Origin of the sequence: Streptosporangium heterodermiicola, assembly GCF_051390675.1 — a bacterium.
Classification (GTDB): Bacteria; Actinomycetota; Actinomycetes; order Streptosporangiales; family Streptosporangiaceae; genus Streptosporangium.
Genome location: NZ_JBPJSR010000034.1, coordinates 48,717 through 69,477, shown reverse-complemented (window position 1 = coordinate 69,477; position 20,761 = coordinate 48,717). Strand labels below are relative to the sequence as shown.

Annotated in this window: 18 protein-coding genes; 8 read left to right on the top strand and 10 right to left on the bottom strand. The window is 70.9% G+C overall.

All coding sequences use genetic code 11. The features are described 5' to 3' along the window. Positions 1–39: 39 nt before the first annotated feature. From ACSC1Q_RS39975 to ACSC1Q_RS39935, 9 genes are all read right to left on the bottom strand, one after another. On the bottom strand, positions 40–2,940 hold the full coding sequence (locus ACSC1Q_RS39975; RefSeq protein ID WP_436763952.1) for a CDP-glycerol glycerophosphotransferase family protein: 2,901 nt from the start codon (positions 2,938–2,940) through the stop codon (positions 40–42). A 147-nt stretch (positions 2,941–3,087) separates the two neighbouring features. Continuing rightward, a complete protein-coding gene (locus ACSC1Q_RS39970; protein ID WP_436763951.1) occupies positions 3,088–3,396 on the bottom strand; it encodes an MGMT family protein in 309 nt (102 codons plus the stop codon). Next, positions 3,384–3,752, bottom strand: a complete 369-nt coding sequence (locus ACSC1Q_RS39965) for a hypothetical protein (RefSeq protein WP_436763950.1) — start codon at positions 3,750–3,752, stop codon at positions 3,384–3,386. Before ACSC1Q_RS39965 ends, ACSC1Q_RS39970 begins: the two co-directional genes overlap by 13 nt. Before the next feature lie 111 nt (positions 3,753–3,863). Next, entirely contained in the window at positions 3,864–5,279 is a 1,416-nt protein-coding gene (locus ACSC1Q_RS39960) for a S8 family peptidase (protein WP_436763949.1), read from the bottom strand. Continuing rightward, entirely contained in the window at positions 5,273–6,241 is a 969-nt protein-coding gene (locus tag ACSC1Q_RS39955) for a hypothetical protein (protein WP_436763948.1), read from the bottom strand. Before ACSC1Q_RS39955 ends, ACSC1Q_RS39960 begins: the two co-directional genes overlap by 7 nt. Before the next feature lie 275 nt (positions 6,242–6,516). Beyond that, positions 6,517–7,839, bottom strand: coding sequence for a S8 family peptidase (locus ACSC1Q_RS39950; protein ID WP_436763947.1), 1,323 nt, complete (start codon positions 7,837–7,839; stop codon positions 6,517–6,519). Further along, positions 7,833–8,567 (bottom strand): hypothetical protein, encoded by a 735-nt coding sequence (locus tag ACSC1Q_RS39945; RefSeq protein ID WP_436763946.1) that lies wholly within the window; start codon positions 8,565–8,567, stop codon positions 7,833–7,835. Before ACSC1Q_RS39945 ends, ACSC1Q_RS39950 begins: the two co-directional genes overlap by 7 nt. A gap of 182 nt (positions 8,568–8,749) precedes the next feature. After that, complete coding sequence (gene moeZ, locus ACSC1Q_RS39940) at positions 8,750–9,931, bottom strand: adenylyltransferase/sulfurtransferase MoeZ (RefSeq protein WP_436763945.1); 1,182 nt, start codon at positions 9,929–9,931, stop codon at positions 8,750–8,752. Between the two features lie 77 nt (positions 9,932–10,008). Further along, positions 10,009–10,917: an alpha/beta fold hydrolase gene (locus tag ACSC1Q_RS39935; RefSeq protein WP_436763944.1), complete on the bottom strand. Its 909-nt coding sequence runs from the start codon at positions 10,915–10,917 to the stop codon at positions 10,009–10,011. A 440-nt stretch (positions 10,918–11,357) separates the two neighbouring features. On the opposite strand from ACSC1Q_RS39935, the gene ACSC1Q_RS39930 reads away from it, so the two are divergent. The 6 genes from ACSC1Q_RS39930 (at position 11,358) to ACSC1Q_RS39905 (ending at position 15,962) form a co-directional block, all read left to right on the top strand. Then, positions 11,358–11,693 (top strand): hypothetical protein, encoded by a 336-nt coding sequence (locus ACSC1Q_RS39930; protein WP_436763943.1) that lies wholly within the window; start codon positions 11,358–11,360, stop codon positions 11,691–11,693. Positions 11,694–12,362: 669 nt separating this feature from the next. Further along, complete coding sequence (locus ACSC1Q_RS39925) at positions 12,363–12,689, top strand: hypothetical protein (RefSeq protein ID WP_436763942.1); 327 nt, start codon at positions 12,363–12,365, stop codon at positions 12,687–12,689. A 781-nt stretch (positions 12,690–13,470) separates the two neighbouring features. After that, complete coding sequence (locus tag ACSC1Q_RS39920; protein WP_436763941.1) at positions 13,471–13,812, top strand: hypothetical protein; 342 nt, start codon at positions 13,471–13,473, stop codon at positions 13,810–13,812. Positions 13,813–14,509: 697 nt separating this feature from the next. Next, complete coding sequence (locus ACSC1Q_RS39915) at positions 14,510–14,806, top strand: hypothetical protein (RefSeq protein WP_436763940.1); 297 nt, start codon at positions 14,510–14,512, stop codon at positions 14,804–14,806. 60 nt (positions 14,807–14,866) lie between these two features. Beyond that, the gene (locus ACSC1Q_RS39910; protein WP_362685409.1) at positions 14,867–15,496 is read left to right on the top strand and encodes a TetR/AcrR family transcriptional regulator; all 630 of its coding nucleotides are present in this window, start codon (positions 14,867–14,869) and stop codon (positions 15,494–15,496) included. 235 nt (positions 15,497–15,731) lie between these two features. Next, the gene (locus tag ACSC1Q_RS39905) at positions 15,732–15,962 is read left to right on the top strand and encodes a DUF3107 domain-containing protein (RefSeq protein WP_436763939.1); all 231 of its coding nucleotides are present in this window, start codon (positions 15,732–15,734) and stop codon (positions 15,960–15,962) included. Positions 15,963–16,787: 825 nt separating this feature from the next. On the opposite strand, the gene ACSC1Q_RS39900 is transcribed toward ACSC1Q_RS39905, so the two are convergent. Next, positions 16,788–17,438: a ferritin-like fold-containing protein gene (locus ACSC1Q_RS39900; RefSeq protein ID WP_436763938.1), complete on the bottom strand. Its 651-nt coding sequence runs from the start codon at positions 17,436–17,438 to the stop codon at positions 16,788–16,790. Between the two features lie 369 nt (positions 17,439–17,807). On the opposite strand from ACSC1Q_RS39900, the gene ACSC1Q_RS39895 reads away from it, so the two are divergent. Both ACSC1Q_RS39895 and ACSC1Q_RS39890 read left to right on the top strand, forming a co-directional pair. Continuing rightward, positions 17,808–19,742 (top strand): DEAD/DEAH box helicase, encoded by a 1,935-nt coding sequence (locus tag ACSC1Q_RS39895; RefSeq protein ID WP_436763937.1) that lies wholly within the window; start codon positions 17,808–17,810, stop codon positions 19,740–19,742. Positions 19,743–19,851: 109 nt separating this feature from the next. Further along, on the top strand, positions 19,852–20,724 hold the full coding sequence (locus tag ACSC1Q_RS39890; protein ID WP_436763936.1) for an alpha/beta fold hydrolase: 873 nt from the start codon (positions 19,852–19,854) through the stop codon (positions 20,722–20,724). Positions 20,725–20,761: the final 37 nt, after the last annotated feature.

The window sequence follows — 20,761 nt, the reverse complement described above, 5'->3', positions numbered from 1 at the left end:
CCCGGAGCCGGCCGGATCGGCCGGACCGGCGTGGGACGGTCAGGTCGGGAAGACGTGGTCGACGAGCCGCGCCGTCGCCTTGCCGTCGTCGCGGGGCGCGTAGGTGCGCTGGAAGAGGTCGTACTTCTCGGCGTGGGCGGCGACCACCTCGTCGATCGACCGCAGGGCCTTGATGACCTCGGCCCCGGTGGACAGCAGCGGGCCGGGGGCCTCGGCGGCCAGGTCCAGGTAGATGCCCCGCTTGGACGAGTAGCGCTGCAGGTCGTAGGTGAAGAAGAGCATCGGCCTGCCGGTCGCCGCGAAGTCGAACATGACCGACGAGTAGTCCGTGATCAACACGTCCGTGATCAACAGCAGATCCGTGATATCCGGATATGTCGTGACGTCACGCCCGAGCCCGGCCCGCACGTTCGGCGCCGCCTGCATCGAGTGACCCCTGATCAGGAACTCGTGGCCGGGACCGAGCACCCGGTGCGCCTCGGCCAGGTCCAGCCGGATCGAGGCGTTCTTGCGGTCGTAGTCGCGGTAGGTCGGCGCGTAGAGCACCACCTTGGCGTCCGCGGCGATGCCGAGCCGCGCGCGTACCGCCGCGGCCAGCTCGTCGCGGTCGGGGGCGACGAGCACGTCGTTGCGCGGGTACCCGCTCTCCAGGACCTCGCCCTGGTAGCCGAACGCCTTGCGCAGCACGCGGGTCGCCCAGGGGCTCTGGGAGACCAGCAGGTCCCAGCCGCGCACCTCGACGGCCTGCCGGTGCCAGGCCGGCGGCTTGGGGTCGCGGGTCATGTGCGGCAGGTCGTTGCCCAGGCGCTTGACCGGGGTGCCGTGCCAGGTCTGCACGACGACCTGGTCCTCGCGGGACCGGAACCACGGCGGCAGGAAGCCGTTGGTCACCACGTAGCGCGAGCGGGCCAGCGCCGCGTAGTGCTCGCGGCTGCCCGCGCGCACCACGGTCGGGCCGGCGCCCGTGCCGAACCCGAGCCTCTCCGGCCCCGGAGGTACGAACGCGCCGTCCTTGACGATCCAGATGTGCTCTCCGTCGTCGCCGCGCCGCACCCGCTCCTCGTAGACCGCGCGGACGCTGCCCTCGTACTGCCGCCCGTCGTAGGCGACGTAGACGGTCGCGTCGTTCAGCTCGCGGGTCCGCTCGGCGGGGTAGAAGTGCCGGCGCAGGGCGAACAGGCCGCCTGCGCCCTTCTCGTCGTCGGGGAGGTGCTCGGCGACGGACAGCACCGGGATGTCGAAGCGGGTGGAGATCAGGCGGTACTCGCGGCCGTCGAGGATCTTCGTGTCCTCGTCCAGCCCGTCGAGGATGGCGTGGTCGACGCGGAACGGGACGATCTGCCCGGCCGCGTCGCGGACCGCCATGCTCCAGGTGCCGCTGCCCAGCGGGGCCGTGTCGCCGAAGCGGGGCATCGCGGCGGGCGCGAGCCTGACCGTGAAGCGGGAGCCGTCGCGCTCCAGGGGGACGGCGTGGATCAGCCCGGCGCGGTGCTTGAGGGTGAGCGCGGCCTCGCCGGAGCCCGGGTAGGAGCCCTCCAGGGTGAGCACGCCCCGCTCGTCCCAGGTCGCCACGTCGACGACCGGGCGGATCCGGTGCGCGGAGACGCTCACGCGGTCGCGCCGGTCGCGCAGCACGGTGATCTCCCGGTCTCCGACGACCGTACGGCTCTCCCGAGCCTTGCCGATCATGACGGAGGCCGCGGGGTCGCCCTTGGGCTCGATCCAGAGCCTGCCGCCGTCGCGCTCCTGCAGCAGCGACGCCGTCGCGAGCGGCACGACGACGGTGGTGCCGCCCTCGACGGGGGTGAAGTCGGCGGCGATCCGGTGGCCGTCCAGGCGGGCCTGCCCCCTGTTCACGCCCTTGCCCGGCAGGAAGACCTCGACCTCCAGCCGCTCGCCGTCGAGCCGCACGCCGGCCAGCTCGGCGCGGGTGGGCTGCAGCACGATCTGGAGGGCGCGGTCGGAGGTCCAGACGGGACGGATCCACCAGCCCTTGCCGAGGTCCAGCCCCGCCGGGCGCTCGGTGCGGCCGGTGGAGGGACCGCGCAGGAGACCGCCGGCGCGGGCGCCCCGGCTCCAGATCACGATCTCGGTACGCCAGGTGGTGGTGTCCTGCACGGTCGCGCGGCGGCGCAGCAGCCGCTTGCCCCCGCGCACCACGGCCCGTACGGCCGAGCGCCAGCGCAGCGGCCACGGGCTCATCTCGGCGGTGAAGCCGGACCAGTCGTAGTTGCAGCCCGCCTCCTCCGCGCCGTGGGTCGCCTCGGGGTGGAAGACCCTGCGGGTGCGGAGCCGCACGGGCGGCAGCCAGCGCGGGCCGCGCAGCACCACGCTCGCCCGGTTGAAGCGGCGGCTGCGCACGGAGAGCCCGGCCAGGTAGGCGTGGCCGCTGACGTGCAGCCGCCCGCCCGACCAGGAGATGTCCTCGATCTGGGTCACCGGGATGAGGTCGGCCGCCCGCAGCCGGTACAGGGCCTCGGGCAGCTCGTCCTGGAGCGGCAGGTCCGCGTACCAGCGGAGGCTCTTGCGGACCCGCCTGGACGGCTCCGCCGCGGCGGTCACGAGCTTCCGCAGCGCGTCGCTCTCGGCGAGGTCGTCGATCTCCCGATGCTCGATCAGGTGGAAGGCGATCCTGCGGGCGACCGGCAGGTCGCGCTTGACCTTCGCGTCGACACCGGTCACGTACGGCTTCAGGAGCGTGACGAACTCGCGGCGTTTCGCGGCACCGCGCTTGGCCGCGATCTCCAGCCGGGACCCCAGGGGGCCGGCCAGCGCGTCGGCGTCGAAACGTCGGCGCTCAGCCGGTTTCAGCCCGTCGGCCAGCACCGTCGCCATGATCGAGTCGAGGGGTTCTCCCCGGTCGCAGAGATCCTGGACAGCCCGCAGACGATCAGCGACGGGGTCGCCGCTGGAACGTGCGGGAGTGGCACCGGTGGCCATGGGGAAAGCACCGCCTTTCGGACAGAGCGCTGTCCTAGGCCATGTTAGTGCGCCACAGCAGGGCCGGTTACGCCGTGATTTACGGCCTTGCGGGATTTACAGGCATTTGTAATCTAGCCGGGTTTCCCGCCCCGTCCCGTCGTACGATTACGGGTTCCCGTCCCATCTGGCCGCCCGCATGTCGGCGCGGGCGCCCCTCAGCGGGGTCCGCTCCTCACGCCAGCTCGCCAGGCACCGCTGCTCGTGGCCGGGCGGCGGGGTGCCGTCGGCGTGCACGACGCGCCACCAGGGCACGCCCCCGCCCCAGGTGGACATCACGCGGCCGACCTGGCGCGGACCCCCCTCGCCGAGATACTCGGCGATGTCGCCGTAGGACATCACCATCCCGGACGGGATGCGCTCGACCAGGTCGAGCACCCGCTCGGCGTACGGGGTGGGGTGGCCTACTGACTCCATACGGTCGGCCCGGCGGAGAGGATCTCGTCGAGTTTGCCGAACTCGTAGGCCGCCGAGCCGTTCAGCTGCTCGACAAGGCCGCCGCGGATCGCGTAGGACTCGCCGTCCTCGCCCACCAGCCGCGCCCCCAGCAGGGCGGACACGCGCGCCAGCTGGGCCACCTGCCAGTCGGATCCGGGGGCGCCGGAAAGGCTGCCGTTCCATGTCGCGATGGCATGGACCGCGCCATTGTGGCGGGCCAGGATCTCCCCCGACTCCTGCGATCCCCTGAACTCGAACCCCGCCTGCCCCAGCACAGTCGCGAGTTCCGCGAAGGCGAGAGGCGCAGGGCGCTCCACGCGCAACTCGTACCCCATAACGCGCGAGACTAGCGAACGTTCCAGGTTTTCCGGAGCGTGAATCCAGACATCCGGGCTACCGCATCCGAACGGTGTCCAAAACGCGTTCGAATCGCAGTCGAATTACGGTTACCTTCGCGATCTGCCGCGCCGGACCGGTTCGAAGGCCGCCGTCATCGGCCCTTCCCTGCCGGAGTGCCGGTTGAGCATCGCCACGGCCGCCGCGAACGCCAGCAGGCCGCCCGCGAGGCCCGCGCCGTACAGCCAGAGGCGCGCGGGCTCGGGGCCCGGCCTGCTGGGCTCGGTGGGCAGGGTGCCGTCGCCGAAGCGCTTGCCCTCGGGCACCGGGACCACCGCCGTGCCGGCCATCAGCCGGCCCGCCTTGGCCAGGGCGGCCGCGGCGTCGACGACGCCGAACCCGATGTGGTCGTCGTAGCCGTTGGCGGGACCGGCCGTCGCCGTGGAGGTGAGAGCCTGCGACACCATTTGAGGCGAAATATCCGGATATTTTGCTTTTATAAGGGCGACAACCCCGGCCACCAGTGCGGTCGCCGAGCTGGTCCCCTCAGAGGACCCGTACTTCCCGCCTGGAACGACCACCGGCACGTCGACGCCCGGCGCCGAGACCAGGACCGACAGGTTGTCGCTGCTGAACACCGCGGGCTTGCCCAGGTCGTCCACCGCGCCCACCCCGATGACCCCGGAGTATCCGGCGGGGAAGTTCCAGAAGGAGGTGGCGTTGTCCATGGCGTACTGGGAGTCGCCGTCGTTGCCCACCGCGGCGACGAGCACCACGCCCTTGGAGATCGCGTAGGCGACCGCCTCGCGCTCGCTCCGGTGCGGCCCGTAGGCGCCCAGCGACATGCTGACGACCTTGGCCCCGTGGTCGGCGGCGTAACGGATCGCGCGGGCCAGGGGGCTGTCGTCGCGCGAGCGCAGGTCCTCCTGGGGCAGGGCGGTCCCGTCCTCGGGCCGCTCCTCGACGATCAGCGGCAGCGAGAGGATCCTGGCCTCGGGCGCGACGCCGAGAAGGCCCTCCTCCCCCCTGCCCGCCCCGGCGATGAGCGAGGCCATCGCGGTGCCGTGCCGCCCGGCGTCCGGCGTGTCCCTGTCGAACCTGATCGACCCCATGTCAGGCCCGGAGATCACCCGCCCCCGCAGCTCGGCGACCTGGTCGTCCACCCCGCTGTCGACGAGCGCCACGATGACGCCCGACCCCTTGGTGACCTTCCACGCCTCCTCGGCGTTGAGCATCTCCAGCACCCAGCGCTGGTCCTCGCGGACGTCCGCTGCCCCCTCCGGCGACCGGGGCGGTGCCGGCTCGGGCGGCGCCGACTCGGGCGGGGCGGGCTCCGGCGGGGCGGACTCCGAAGGCACCGGCTCGGGAGACGGCGTCGACGCTGTCGGCACGGACCACCCGGGTGACACGGGCGACGTCACTCCGGCGAGCGCCGAGGTGGCCGTCGCGGGGGCGGCGACCGGGACCGGACCCGCCACCGAGAACGCGACCAGGGCTCCCGCCGCCCAGAGGCGCCGCCTCAGCACACGTTCCCCTGGGTGCACTGGGGCACGGCGCTGGGCTCGTCGCCGAGGGCGCGGGCGATGCGCCCCGCGACCGCCTGGGCCGCGGGCCACAGCTCGCTGTGCAGGATCTCCTCGGGGGCGACCGCCTGCCGGGTGCGGCCGTCGGTGTAGCCGGCGGTGGAGAAGACGATGTAGGGGCCGACGCCCACCCAGGCGTTGCGCTGTCGTTGCGCGGCCCCGAAGAGCTCGGTCGCCGTGCCGGGGAAGGCCACGGGGCGCACCCCCACCCGGTCGTCCACGGCCAGCTGCGCGGAGGCGGCGATCCGCCGCTCCTCGTCGTCGAGCACGGCGATGCCCACGGTGAAGGCGAACGAGGACGTCTGGTCGACGTAGGTGGCCCGCAGCAGGGTGCGGCAGCCGTACTCGGAGAGCACCGATCCCACCGGCGCGTCCGTGCCCGCCGCGCAGGCCACCTCGGGGGCGAGACCGACCCTGCGGGCGTACTGCTGGACCCTGCCGAGACCGATGTACTGCAGCTCGACGGGGAAGATCAGGTCGGCGGTCCAGGTGTGCCAGCGCCTGGCGATGTCGTCCTGGATGTAGCGGTCCTGCTCGGCGGCGGTCAGCGGGCGCGAACTCGTCTCGCGCACCAGCCCGACCGTGCCGGTCAGCACGTTGGTGGCGGCGATGGCGAGGATCGTGCCCATCAGGATCAGGAAGATCGTACGGAAGCGGACGCCCTGCTCCAGGGTCTGCAGCTCGGCGCGCCTGACCGCCGCGCGGTCGCGGCCCGCCGCGGGCCAGGCCCGCACCCGGGACCGCCTGGCGGAGGCGCCGGGCGCGGGCGCCCTGCGGGCCCGGCCGCCTCCGGCACCGCCGCTGCCGCCCACCCGGGAGCCTGACGGCGGCCAGCCACCGCGAGCGCGGGGGGCGGGGGTTCCCAGAGGCCGCTCCGGCTCCTGGGACCGCCCTTGCTGCGACATACTCCGATGCTACGTCGAAGGACCCCCGCGCCCTATCGGCGGCGGGTATTTTCGCGGCACTCTCCATGGCCAGGCCCCGGAGAGCGCCCGTCGGCGGAGCCCGCCCGGCGACGCCACGCCGGGTCCGGGTGCCGCCCGGGAAGGCCCGCCCGGGGGCCCCGGGTCCGGCTCGACTTCTGGGTGCCGCTCAGGGGAGCCCGTCAGGCGACGCCGCGCCGAGTCCGGCTCCGTCTCCGGGTGCCGCCCGGGAAGGTCCTCCCGGCGACGCCGGGCGCTCACGGCCAGGGGGTCGTGAGCGGATCCGGGGCGGGCTCCTCGAAGGTCCCCGACGAGCGGGTACGGCCGACGAGGACGGCGAGCGCGATCAGGGAGACGACCGCGCCGAGCCCGGCGGCCACGGCCACGCCGCCGTACAGGGTGATCCGGTCCCGGTCGCGGTGGACGACCCGGACCGGCTCGGCCGCGAGGCCCAGCGGGCGGGCGGGATCGTGCCCTCCGGCGCCCCCGGCCCCCTTGGCGGTGAGGGTGTGCCGGGAGATCCTCGCGGCGGCGGTGAGGGCGCGGGTGGCGTTGACGACGCCGAAGCCCGTACCGGTGTCGTAGCCGCCGGTGGGCCGCCGGGTGGCCCCCTCGGTGATCGCCTGCACGACCAGCACGGGCGACATTTTCGGATATTTGGCCTTAATGAGGGCGGCGACCCCCGACACCAGGGCGGTCGCCTGCGAGGTGCCCCGGCCGACCCAGTACTCGTCCCCCGGACCGGCGCCGAGGATGTCCACCCCCGGCGCGGCCACCAGGACCGAGGGGTTCCGGTTGGAGAACGAGGCCCGGCGCAGCCCGCGGTCCGTCGCGGCGACCGAGACCACCCCCGGGAAGGCCGCCGGGTAGGAGTAGGGGGCGTTGCCGCTGGAGTCGGGCTCCTCGGCGCCCTCGTTGCCCGCCGCCGCGACGAGCACCACCCCCTTGGAGATCGCGTAGCGGATCGCCGACCGCTCCTCCCTGGTCGCCAGCTCCTTGGAGATCGACATGTTGATCACGTCGGCACCCCGGTCCACCGCGTGCCTGATGCCCCTGGCCACCACGTTCTCGTAGCGCTCGGCGGTGTTGAACTCCCGGAAACCCGGCTCCTCGTCCTCCAGGATGACCCGTACCGACAGCACCCTCGCGCGCGGCGCGACGCCGATCACCCCGTCGGCGCCGCCGGGACCGTGCCCGTGCCCGGCGATCAGCGACGCCATGTACGTGCCGTGCAGCCTCAGGGGGCTCACCCCCGGCGGGTTGGCCCCGGCCGTGAAGTCCCTGCCCTCGGTCACCGAGCCGGCCAGGTCGCGGTGGTCGAGGTCCACCCCGGAGTCGAGCACGGCCACGGTCACGCCCCGGCCCTCGGAGATCCGCCAGGCGGCGGGCAGGCCGAGGGTCCGCAGCACCTCCCGCTGGCTGTCCCTGACGTCGTCGGCTCGCGCGGCCGGGACCGGGGCCAGGATCACCGGCACCGCCACCGCCGCCAGCACCACCGGCACCGTCCGTCTCGTAACGTTCCACAATGCCCTCAGCGTCACCCGGCCCCCCGCGGGGAGACGCCCCGGCGTGGTCAGCATCGCCACTCCGTGGAGACGCAGTCGGGGCGCGCGGGCATGGAAAGGTCGGCGAGGATGCGGTCGGCGATGTCGCCGGTGAACGCGAACAGGGTCGGCCGCTGCGCGCCGACCGCCCTGGCGGGCCGCCCGTCGGTCTGGCCTGCCGTGGCCATCACCACGTACGGGCCCGCCTGCCGGACGAGGCCCGCCTGGCGCCCGGCGGAGACGAACCGGTCGGTGACGGTGCCGCGGAAGGCGAGCGCCCGCAGGCCGGGCGAGGGGCCGCCGCCCTTGGGCAGCGCCGCCCTCGCCCTGGTGGCGCCGAGCTCGTCCGCGAAGGCCGCGACGCCGACGGTGACCACGATCCCCTGGAGCGCGTCGATGTAGGTGGCCCGCAGGACGCCCAGGCAGCCCGCCCTCCGCAGCGCCTTGCGCAGCCCGGCGTCGACCGCGCCGTCACAGCGGGTCTCCGGCGAGATGCCCACCCGGCGGGCCTTCTCCTCGCCGCCCTGCTCCGCGGCGTAGAGGACGGTCTCGGGGAAGACGCGCCCGGCGGGCCAGGCCCGCCAGCGCCTGGCCACCTCGTCGAGGGCGGCCCGGTCGAGCTCCGCCTGGGTCGGTCCCCGGGTGAGCTCCGTCGCCGCGGCGCTGCTCGCCACCCCGGCCACGATCGCGCAGAGCAGCGTCAGGGCGGAGGCCACGACCAGCGTCGGCCATGAACGCCGCCGCTGACGTGGGACTTCATTCACGCCCCCGACCTTAATGCGGTGTGGCGGGTGTCATCCGCCGTTCCGTCCAGATCCGTCAGTGTGGAGAGCACTTGGTGACCTCGGCGGAACCCCGGCGGACCCTTCCGTACGGCTGGCACCCCGCGGAGCGGGTGCTCCACGGGGCGCGGGTCACGCGTGGCCTCCAGGCTTTCGGGCTCGGGCTAGTAGGCGGGCAGGCTCGGGTCGACCGTCTTGATCCAGCTGAGCACGCCGCCGCCGACGTGGACGGCGTCGGAGAAGCCGGCGCTCTTGACGACCGCGAGGACCTCGGCGGAACGGGCACCGGACTTGCAGTGCAGGACGATCTTCTTGTCCTGCGGGAGCCTCTCCAGCGCGGAGCCGTTGAGGAACTCGCCCTTGGGGATGAGCACGGCGCCGGGGATGGACACGATCTCGTACTCGTTCGGCTCGCGGACGTCGATCACGTAGATGTTCTCGCCCTTGTCCTGCCAGGACTTGAGCTCGGCGGCGGTGATCGTGGAGCCGGAGGCGGCCTCCTGGGCCTCCTCGGAGACCGCGCCGCAGAACGCCTCGTAGTCGTCGAGCAGCTGGGTGACCGTGGGGTTCTTGCCGCAGAGCACGCACTCGGGGTCCCTGCGGACCTTGACCGAGCGGTAGTTCATCTCCAGGGCGTCGTAGATCATCAGCCGGCCGACCAGCGGCTCGCCGATGCCCGCGAGGAGCTTGATGGCCTCGTTGACCTGGATGGAGCCGATCGACGCGCACAGCACGCCGAGCACGCCGCCCTCGGCGCACGAGGGGACCATGCCGGGCGGCGGGGGCTCGGGGTAGAGGCAGCGGTAGCAGGGGCCGTGCTCGGCCCAGAAGACGCTGGCCTGGCCGTCGAAGCGGTAGATCGAACCCCAGACGTACGGCTTGCCGAGCAGGACGGCAGCGTCGTTGACCATGTAGCGGGTGGCGAAGTTGTCGGTGCCGTCCACGATCAGGTCGTAGGCGGCGAAGATCTCCATCACGTTCTCGGTGGTGAGCGCCTCGTTGTGGACGACCACCTTGACCAGCGGGTTGATCTCCTTGACGCTGTCGGCGGCGCTCTCCGCCTTGGGGCGGCCGACGTCGGACTGGCCATGGATGACCTGCCGCTGCAGGTTGGACTCGTCGACCACGTCGAAGTCGATGACGCCGAGCGTGCCCACTCCCGCGGCCGCGAGATAGAGCAGCGCGGGGGAGCCCAGGCCTCCGGCGCCCACACAGAGCACCTTGGCGTTCTTCAGGCGCTTCTGCCCGGCCATGCCGACGTCCGGGATGATCAGGTGGCGCGAGTAACGGCGCACCTCGTCGACGGTCAGCTCGGCTGCCGGCTCTACCAGCGGTGGCAACGACACAGTTCTGCTCCCGTTTCAGGGGTCCTTGATGCGGCTGGCGCAGCACGCTCCACTCACAACCTAACCCGGTGCCCCCGTCATTCCCCAACCGGCGCGAGGACCGTCTCGGCGATCAGGAGCCCCGCCTCGCGGGCCACCCGCTCGGGGAACTCCATCTGGGCCACGTGCCCGGCGTCGGGCAGCAGCATCAGCCGTACGCGCGGGAACGTCCGGACGGCGCGGGCGGCCATCCGGGGGTTGACGAGGCGGTCGTGGCGGCCGTGGATGACCAGCGTGGGCGCGGTGACCGTGGCCGCCTGCCGCCACAGGTTCGTCTCCCCGCGCCTGAAGTACTCGGCGACGATGCCGCGCGCCGAGTTGATCAGAGCCCCCACCGCGTACGGCAGGCCGTCCCTGCGGCGCAGCTCCTCGGCCGCCTCCTTGAGCCGTTGCGGGTGGATCCGCCCGATGTCGGCGTAACACATGGCCATCGTGGCGCCGAGCCTGCGTTCGGCGGGCACGAGGGTGAGCCGGCTCGCGGCCCACTCGCCGATGTGGGGCACGGTGGACAGCGCCACCCGCGCCGGGCCGTACCGGGGCAGGAGGTCGGGCAGGGCCGGTGAGATCAGGGTCAGCGAGCGGACCAGGTCGGGGCGGGTGGCGGCGACCCGCACCGAGACGGCGCCGCCCAGGGAGTTGCCGAACAGGTGTACGGGGGCGCTGGAGACCCGCTCGATCAGGGCTGTGACGGTCCGGGCGTGGGCGTCGACGGAGTAGTCGCCGCCGGGCGGCTCCGGCGAGTATCCGGCGCCGGGCAGGTCGAGGGCGTGCCCGGTCACCACTCCGGACAGCTCGCCCATCAGGTCGGTCCAGTTGGTCGCGGAGCCCGCGAGGCCGTGCACGTAGACGGCGGTCTCGGCGGGCCCTCGCGGCGTCGACCGCACGTGGACCCTTTGTTCGCCGAGGTCGATCATCTCGCCCGGCCAGATGGGGATTGGGTTGCTCACCGCGCGTCCTCCCGTCGTTCCGCTGCCCTTCCACGATAGTTCGGCTCGCGACATGCCGGGCGACAGCCTCCGGTTACCACAAAAGGCACATAATTCCCCTTTCGCCAGATGTCTTTTATTACACGATTTATCGTCATTGATTCGACGACGTTCCAGGCCCGCCCGCGACCGCCAGGCACCGCCCGGCAGCCGGGCCCCTCTCACTCTCGATGAACAAATACGACATTAGAGACATTTCATTTCAAAACAACTAATAAGAGTTCAACTCATGCCATAAATAGATAAGAAGAGAGCAAAACCCCCTGATTTCCGTTTCTCGCCAGACATGGGTGGAAATCATGACAAGCAGGGATGGCTCATCACCGGCCGTCTCTGACAATTCCGATTTATAAGGAATATGTCGGAAATCGGGATAACCGATCACTTCAAAGGGGAAACGCATGCCCAAGTTCAAGAGTGTCATCGCAGGGCTCGCGATCAGCACGGCCCTGACGGGCGGAGCCGTCGCCATGGGCGCGGCGACCACCGTCACGAGCGCCAGCGCGATGACCACCACGGTCACCGCCGCCGCCTTCCCGACCTGCGGCGGCGGCGGCTGCGGCTGGCGCCGTGGCTGCGGCTGCGGCTGCGGTTGCGGCCACCGTCACCACCGCCGTAGCCACCACCGCTTCAGGCTGATCATCAACAACCACAACAACAACGACAACTTCCTGCGCAACGACAACCGCAGCGACCGTCTCCGGCCCCTGACTCTCGGCGGCGACGACGACGAGTAGCCGCCGGGTCCGGGGCCGCGCGTCCCCTCGGAGGCGCGGCACCGTCAGAGGACGGGACCACTCACGGCTCGATCCGCCGATTTCAGCGGCCTCGAACCCGTGACGGAGGGACAGGACTCCCGCATTCGCCACGAAGGCGCTTCTCATCCAGAGAAACCAGTCAAACAGCGACAGCGGAAACTTGAGGAGAGATCCCCAGGACCCTGACCCTCGACACAGTGCGAGTTCTCATTTCACGAAGTCACAGGCGAGGCCCCGCGGTTTCCGAACCGCGGGGCCTTCGCGCGTCCTCGCCGCTCCCCGCGCACCGCCTTTCCCGCCACCGCCCCGCGCTCCGCCCCCCTCCCCGTCACGCCCCCCGCCGCCTCGGCTCCGGTACGCGAGGGCCACACCGGCTCACCGGCGGACGGCACCCCGCCCACTCCTCCCGTTCCCAAAGAACAAATCCGACATTAAATACATTTCATTTCAAAGCGACCAATAGGCATCCAACATCGACGATAAATAGCTAAGAGGAGTGCAAAAGCCTTCGATGTCCGTTTGTCAGCAGACATGTGAGGAAACTATGACAACCAGGGATGGCTCATCACCGGCTATCTCTGACGATTTCCGTTTTACACGGAAAATGTCGAAAACAGGGATAATTAGTCCTTTCAAGGGGGAAACGCAATGCCCAAGTTCAAGAGTGTCCTCGCAGGGCTCGCGATCAGCACGGCACTGGCCGGCGGAGTCGTCACCATGGGCGCGGCGACCACTGTCATGAGCGCCAACGCGATGACCACCACGGTCACCGCCGCCGCCTTCCAGACCTGCGGTGGCGGTGGCTACGGCGGGCGTCGCTGCTGCTGCGGCGGGGGCAGCTGCCACCGCTACCACAGCCGCAAGCGCTTCAGGCTGATCATCAACAACCACAACAACAACGACAACGAGCTGATCAACGACAGCCGTAGCGACCGCATCGTGCCGCTCTTCGGCGGAGTCGGCGCCGCCGGTTAGTCAGCGGACCGAGGCCGCACACCCCGAGCGGGGTGCGGCACGGCCAAGAGGACAAGATCATTCACGGCCGGATCCGCGATTGCCCGCGGCTTCGAAACCGTGACGGAGGGACAGGATCCCCGCATCCACCACGGCCGGGCTTCCCGTTCGGAAACACCGGTCGAACGGCGACAACGGGAACCTGAGGAGAGATCCTCGGAACCCTGACCCTCACCACAGTGCGAGTTGTTCATTTCACGAATTCACAGGCGAGGCCCCGCGGTTTCCGAACCGCGGGGCCTTCGTCTGTCATCTCCCATTTCCGCCACCCTAAGAGTGATCCACCTCCGTCGCCTCAAGGCCGAAGTACGGCCTCAAGGCCGAAGTGCGGCAGCGGATCGACCCCCGGGGAGGGGCGCCCCCTCCGGGGAAGCCCGGGGCCGCACCCCCGGAGCCGAGACCTCGCGGCGACACCGAGCGGCCGCGGGGGGAGTGCGGGAATGGGACGCGGGAGTGGGAGCGGCCCACCCCTCGGCGCCCACGGCTCTCCCAAGCCCTCGAAGAACAAATGCGACATTAAATACATTTCACTTTAAAGCTATCAATAAGCATCCAACGTCGACGATAAATAGCTAAGAGTAGGGTAAAAGCCTTCGATCTCTGTTTGTCGGCAGACATACGAGGAAACTATGACAACCAGGGATGGCTCATCACCGGCCATCTCTAGCCATCTCTGGCAATTTCCGACTCATACGGGAAATGCCAAAAATTGGTAAATCGATCCTTTCAAGGGGGAAACGCAATGCCCGAGTTCAAGAGTGTTCTCGCAGGGCTCGCGATCAGCACGGCACTGGCCGGCGGAGTCGTCGCCATGGGCGCGGCGACCACCATCACGAGCGCCAACGCGATGACCACCGCGGTCACCGCCGGCACCTTCACGACCTGGGGCGGCGGCGGCTGCTGCGGCCGTGACCGCCACTACCGTCGTAGTCACCACCGCTTCAGGCTGACGCTCAACCAGGACAACTGCAACCGCAACCGCCTGGACAACAGGACCCGTTCCGAGCGCCTCGTGCCGCTCGGGGACACCACTCCGCCTCCGCTGCCTCCGGTCATTCCGGGCACCGCCACCACGTCGTCCTGATCCACGCTTGACACGGGATCGGAACACGAGGCCGAAAACGGCTGGAACCGCTTTCAAAAGCGGCTCCGGAACCGTGACGGAGAGGTAGGGATCCCGTATTCACCAGGGTCGCGTTCTTCTACGGACGAACGCCGATCCGGACGGTGAGCACGGAAGGCCGGGAAGATATTTCCCGGGATTCCGAATCTCGATGAAGTGCGAGTTCTCATTTCTCATGAATCGCAGGCGGGGGCTCCGCGGTTTTCCGACCGCGGGCCCCCGCTCTGTCATATCCGGAAGATCCGACGCCCGGCACGGAAACCCCCCGCCGCCTCCGATTCCCTCGGGCCCATCGCCTCCCTTGTGCCCCTCGCCTCCCTCGCGCCCCCGACTTCCTCGCGCCCCGGACAGCGCGGCACACCTTTGGTCTTCCCGGCACACCCCACCCTGATCTTCCCGGCACACCCCACCCGCTTCTCCGCACGCCCCTCCCCGCCGAGCACTCAACCTCGTACATCGCACTCAAGTTCGTAAATACGGCCGGACAGCGGTGAAAGGCCGTCAACGCGGCAGGTGCCGCCATGGGCAATCCGATGCCGCGTCTTTCTCGGCGCGCGGCACCCGAGGTCGTACGCTGGGCGATGTCCGACGTTTGCAGGAACCGGGTGAGGAGAGGGAACGTGCAGAAGCCCGGATGACGACAGGGGATGTCAGACATATGAACGCGCGCGGCGACAGATCGTACGGGGAAGCGGTCGACGACCTTCCCGAGGAGCTCTCCGTCGAGACGCCCGAGGCCGACGCCGCCGAGCAACACCGGCCGGTGCGCGAGAACGGCTCCGACGCGCCCGTCGACCTCCCCATCGAGGTCGACCCCGCCGACGCCGCCGAGCAGAGCCGCGTGGCGCGCGAGGAGGGGTCGGAGTGGCCCGACTCCATCCCCCTGGAGGCGGATCCCGCGGACACCTTCGAGCAGCGGCGCACCGTCGAGCTCGACGAGGACGATTATCGCTGACCCGGGTTACCCACGCGTAGGATGGCCGCAGACGCCAGGAGCTTGACACGAGGAGACCACGTGACCGCTACCCCGGACGCCAAGCCCCGGGGCACCCGGCTGCCCCGGACGGCCCGACGCCGCCAGCTGCTCAGCGCGGCGCAGGAGGTGTTCGTGGAGAACGGCTACCACGCGGCCGCGATGGACGAGATCGCCGAGCGGGCAGGGGTCAGCAAGCCGGTCCTCTACCAGCACTTCCCCGGCAAGCAGGAGCTCTATCTCGCCCTGCTCGACCTGCACGTGGACGACATGATCACCCGCTGTCGCGACGCCCTCGCCTCCACCACGGACAACAAGCAGCGCGTCCAGGCCGCGATCGGCGCCTTCTTCGACTTCGTCTCCAGCCAGGGTGAGGCGTTCCGGCTGGTGTTCGAGTCGGATCTCCGCAACGTCGCCCCGGTCCGCCAGCGCATGGAGCGCAACCTCCGCGAGAGCGCCGAGATGATCAGCCAGGTCATCCAGGAGGACACCGGCTGCTCCAGTGACGAGGCGCGCCTGCTCGGCGTCGGGCTCGTCGGCATGGCCGAGGTCAGCGCCCGTTACTGGATCAGCAGCAACGGCTCCATCCCCAAGGACGCGGCCACCCAGCTCATCGCCCGCCTGTCGTGGCGTGGCATCTCCGGCTTCCCCCGCACCGTCGCCGACCACTGAGGCCCCCGGGCGTCCGCCCGCGCTCCCGGCACCGGCCTCGGGCCGGTTCCCCTCCCCCGTCCTTCCCTCTCACCGTTTTCCCTCTCCCGGCGTCGCCGTCACCGGGGAATCCTCCGGCCTTCCGTCCGGCTGTTCGCCGACCGCGATCACCTGTTCGCTTGCCGCGATCAACCGGCGCGTCGGATCTCCGATGGGGCGACCATGGGACGAGCAACCCTCATCGAAAGGGAGCACAATGGAAATCAAGATCGGCGTACGTTCCGTACACCGTGAACTCGTAGTGGAGACCGACCTCACGGCCGAGCAGCTCGAAGGCGAGATCGGCGCCGCCCTCGCGTCCGGCAGCGGTGTCTTCACCATCACCGACGTCAACGGCCGGAAGATCATCGTCCCGGTCGCCTCACTCGGCTTCATCGAGATCGGCGAGGAGGAGGCGCGTCCCGTCGGCTTCGGCGGCACGCTCTGACGGATTCCGGGCTCGCGCCAGGTCGTCCTTCGCGGCATGGCGCGGTCCGCGGATCCGGTGCGAGCGCGCCCCTCGGGTTCCCTGCCTCCCCGTCTCACCGCGCCCGGCCGGCCGTGAGGAGCACCGGCTCGGGAACGATCGGCGAAGGAAACCCCCGACTCCGGATCGGCCGGGGAGAAGCGGCCGGCTCCGGAACGGCCAAGAGAGGCGGCGGGCCCGAGACCGGCCGGTAGGAGCGGCCGACTCGGGAACGGCGGACTCACGGGCACCGGGCTCGTGGGCACCGGGCTCACGGACACCCGGCAGGAACACCCGAGCGGGAATTCCCGCTCCGGAAAGGTCCGTCTCTCAGTTGCCCGAGCACTCGTCCCGCTCGCCGAGCCCGCAGCAGCGCGGGCGTCTGACGCGGCGGAGATGCTCCCGCCCCCGGCTGATCGCCGGGCAGCCCGCGCCTCCCCTGCGCAGCACGGGACGCGAAGTCCAGCGGTTCGGCCCACATCTCGTCAAGGAACTGCCATAGCGGCGCGAGGCCCTCATGTCCCGCACGCTACCTGATTCGTCCGCAGTGCTCCGGCGTTCACGCCAAAGGTGAAGCGGCCTCCCCCACGTGGCGGGGCGGAAAGCGCCGGTTCGCCACCACGGCGGACCGGCGCCCGGCGCGCCCCTCGCGTCCGGCACCACCGGGTGAGACGTCCGATGCCACCGGGCCGGGAACGAAGTCCGTGAGGACCGGAAAGCCGGAAGACCGGGGAACCGTAAGACCGAAGAACCAGAAAACCGGGGACCCGGAAGACCGGGGGCCGCTGGAGGTCACGGCTCACCCCGCTAGGGGCCCGGGGTCAGCCCGAGGGCGGCCATCCGATGGCCGTGCTTCTCGGTCAGCCGGGCGAACATCCGGCCGATGTCCTCCCCGGCCGCCTCCACCAGCAGGGCCGCGAGGTCGGGCCTGGCGGCGGCCACGTGCTGTCCCTGGCTCAGCGCCTCCCCCACCAGGCGCCTGGCCCACAGCGCGAGCCGCCCGGCCTGCCTGGGGTCCGCCTGGAGCGCCGCGCGGACCCTCTCGACGGCGAACTGCGACCGTCCCTCGTCCGCGAGGACCTCGTCGACGAGGTTCCGCGTCTCGTCGTCCACGCCGATGGCCGCCTCGCGGTAGAAGTCGAGGGCGATCCCCGTGCCCACGTACGCCTTGACCAGAGCCTCCAGCCAGTCTCCGGGGAAGGTGAGGGCGTGCCAGTCGTCCAGCGGCCCGGTGAACGGCTCCATCGCCTTCTCGGGATCCGCCCCGAGGGAGGCGAGCCGGTCGCGGAGCAACTCGAAGTGCGCGTACTCGGCCGCCGCGAGGCCGCCGAGGGCCGCCTGATCGGTCAGTGAGGGGGCGTACCGGGTGGCGTCCTCGGCGAGTCTGAGGAACGCGGTCAGCTCGGCGTAGGCGAGGACGCCGAGCAGGTCGGAGACACCGGGAGGGGAATCGCTCATGGAGGCAGCCTACGAGCTGAGCGACCTCGCGATTCACCGGGAATACGAAGAAATCGGTTCTCCGTTGTGGTATCGAGTACACTGCTCTGTGAAAGTGCGACCGCACCGTGTTAATCCGGGATATCCACTCCCGGACGCCCCCAAAAGTCGGCGTGACGCCGCAGCGGTCGCTGATGACATGAGAGGGCTGGACCTTCCGCGAGGACCCGGCACGGGGAACACGTTTTCTGCCCGTGGTCCCGGCAGGCCTGCCTTCAACGGAGATTTAGGCAGGCCAAGCTGACGACGTTCCGAGACCTCGGAGTCACCCCAGAGATCGCCGATGCCCTTGAGACCGAGGGCATCATCGCGCCGTTCCCGATCCAGGAAATGGCACTCCCCCTGGCCCTCAACGGCCAGGACATCATCGGCCAGGCGCGCACCGGCACCGGCAAGACCTACGCCTTCGGCGTGGCGATGCTGCAACGTGTCGGCAAGCCGAGGAAGAACCGCAAGAAGCCCCGCGGGCTGGTCGTCGTACCGACCCGCGAGCTCGCCGTCCAGGTCACCGAGGACCTCGTGACGGCGGCCGGCAAGCTCGGCTCGCGGATCCTCACCGTGTACGGCGGGCGCGCCTACGAACCCCAGATCGAGGCGCTCAAGCAGGGCGTCGACGTCATCGTCGGCACCCCGGGCCGCCTGCTCGACCTGGTCAAGCAGAAGCACCTCGACCTCAGCCAGATCGGCACGCTCGTCCTGGACGAGGCCGACCGGATGCTCGACCTGGGCTTCCTGCCCGACATCGAGCGCATCATCAAGCTCATCCCCGCGGAGCGGCAGACGATGCTGTTCTCCGCGACCCTGCCGGGCGAGATCGTCGCCCTGTCCAGGCGTTACCTCACCCGCCCCACCCACGTGCGGGCCGAGAACAACGACGTCGAGGCCGAGGCGACCCCGCAGACGACGCAGTTCGTCTGGCGCACGCACCGGATGGACAAGATCGAGATCGTCGGCCGCCTGCTGCAGTGCGAGGGCCGCGGGCTCACGATGATCTTCTGTGAGACCAAGCGCGCCTGCGACATGGTCGTCGAGCAGCTCAAGGAGCGCGGCTTCGCCGCCGCGGCCGTGCACGGCGACCTCGGCCAGGGCCAGCGCGAGCAGGCCCTGCGGGCCTTCCGCAACGGCAAGATCGACGTGCTGGTCGCGACCGACGTCGCGGCACGCGGCATCGACGTCGACGACGTCACCCACGTCGTCAACTACGACTGCCCGCAGGACGAGAAGGCGTACGTCCACCGGATCGGCCGCACCGGCCGGGCCGGCAAGACGGGCGTCGCGGTGACCTTCGTCGAGTGGGAGGACCTCACTCGCTGGAAGGTCATCAACAACGCGCTCTCGCTCCCCTTCCCCGAGCCGGTCGAGACCTACTCGACCTCCCCGCACGTCTTCAGCGACCTGGGCATCCCCGAGGGCACCAAGGGCGTGCTGCCGCGCGCCAACCGCTCCCGGGCGGGCCTGGCCGCCGAGGAGGTCGAGGATCTCGGCGAGACGGGCCGCATCCGGTCCCGCTCCCCCCGCAAGGGGCGCGAGGACGACTCCCGCAGGGGACGCGACGACGATCGCGAGGAGCGCCGCGAGCGCCCCGCGCGCGCGTCCCGCGAGCGCCGCCGCACCCGCGGAGGCCGTACCGGCGAGGAGACCCCCGCGCCGGTCGTGGCCGAGGAGGTCCAGCCCCCTGTCGTCGAGATCGCCGAGGTGGAGCCCGACATGGCAGCCCGCAGGGACGTCCGTGACGAGCAGCCCGCCGAGACCGCGTCCCGCAGGGGCCGGGCTCGCAAGGCCGGTCTGAACCCCGACGTGAGCCTCGTCGGCACGGCAGAGTCCCCGGCGGCCCCGGCGGCCCCGGCGGTACCGGCGCACGCCGAGCCCGCGGCGGAGGAGCCGGTCCGCCGGCAGCGCCGCGGCAGGCGCGAGCAGGCGGCGGACGTCGCGGTGACCCCGGCGACCCCGGCGGTCCAGGAGGCACCTTCGGCTCCGTCGTGGGCCGAGGAGCGGGTGGCGGAGTTCACGGATCCCGGAGAGGACGACGACACCATGGCGGAGCGCTGGGACGACGAGCCCGTGGCGGAGGCCCCCAGGCCCCGGCCGCAGCCCGAGAAGATCATTCCCCCGAGCCCGTTCTCGGTGATCTTCAAGTCACCGGACCTGGCGTCGGAGGACGACGAGATCGCCCCCTCGGCGGCCTCGGAACGCGTGCAGAGCCGTCGCCGCCCCCCGGCGCGCAGCGGCCAGCAGCAGCAGCGAGGAACGCGTCGCCCTAACTAGAAGTCACCATGTGAAGGGGCGCGACCTTGTCGGTGGCGCCCCTTTTCACGCTCCCGGCCCCTTCCGGACGCACGGAGCGATGTCACCAAGAGAGGTATCGTGGGGCCACGTGAGTACGCCGCGTTTTCTGACCCTGCCTCCTGGCGTCCGCTCTCGTCAGATCGAGACGGCGGTGGGCGCCTTCGCCGTACTGGAGGCCCTGCCCGTCAGCGGCATCCCCGAGCGGTGGCCCGCCCTGCTGGTTCCCGGCCTGACCGGCAGCAAGGAGGACTTCATCGCGGTCCTGCAGACGCTCGCGCAGTCGGGCCGTCAGGTCGTCGCGATCGACATGCGCGGCCAGTTCGAGACGAACGGCCCTGACGACAGGAGCGCCTACACCTGCGCGGCGCTCGGCAACGACGTCGACGTCCTGGCCCAGGTGATCGGCCACGGCGGCCCGATCCACCTGGTCGGCCACTCGTTCGGCGGCCTGGTCACCCGGGAGGCGGTCATCGACGGCCGTACCCGGTTCGTGTCCTACACGCTCATGAGCTCCGGGCCCGCCGCGATCGTCGGCCCCCGCGAGCGCGCGGGCCGCTTCATGGTCGCCGAGCTGCCCGGCGTCGGCCTGGAGCACCTGTGGCATACCCGGATGGAGCCCGAGGCCCTCGCCTCGGGGGTGTCCGACGAGATCATCGCCTTCCTGCGCAAGCGGCTGTTCGCCAACTCGCCCGTCGGCATGCTCACGATGACCGAGGAGGTGCTCTCCGCGCCCGACCGGTGCGACGAGCTCACCCAGGTCGGGATCGACACCCTGGTCCTGTACGGCGAGCACGACGACGGCTGGCCGCCCCGCATGCAGTCGGAGATGGCCCGCCGCCTGGACGCCGACTGCGTGGTCGTCCCCGGCTCGGCGCACTCCCCGGCGGTGGAGGCCCCGGAGACCACGGCCGCCGCCCTCATCCGCTTCTGGAACGCCGCCGAGAGCCGTCTGAGAAGCTGACGGGCGGGGGCGGGCCCGTTGGACGGTTCGCCGGGCG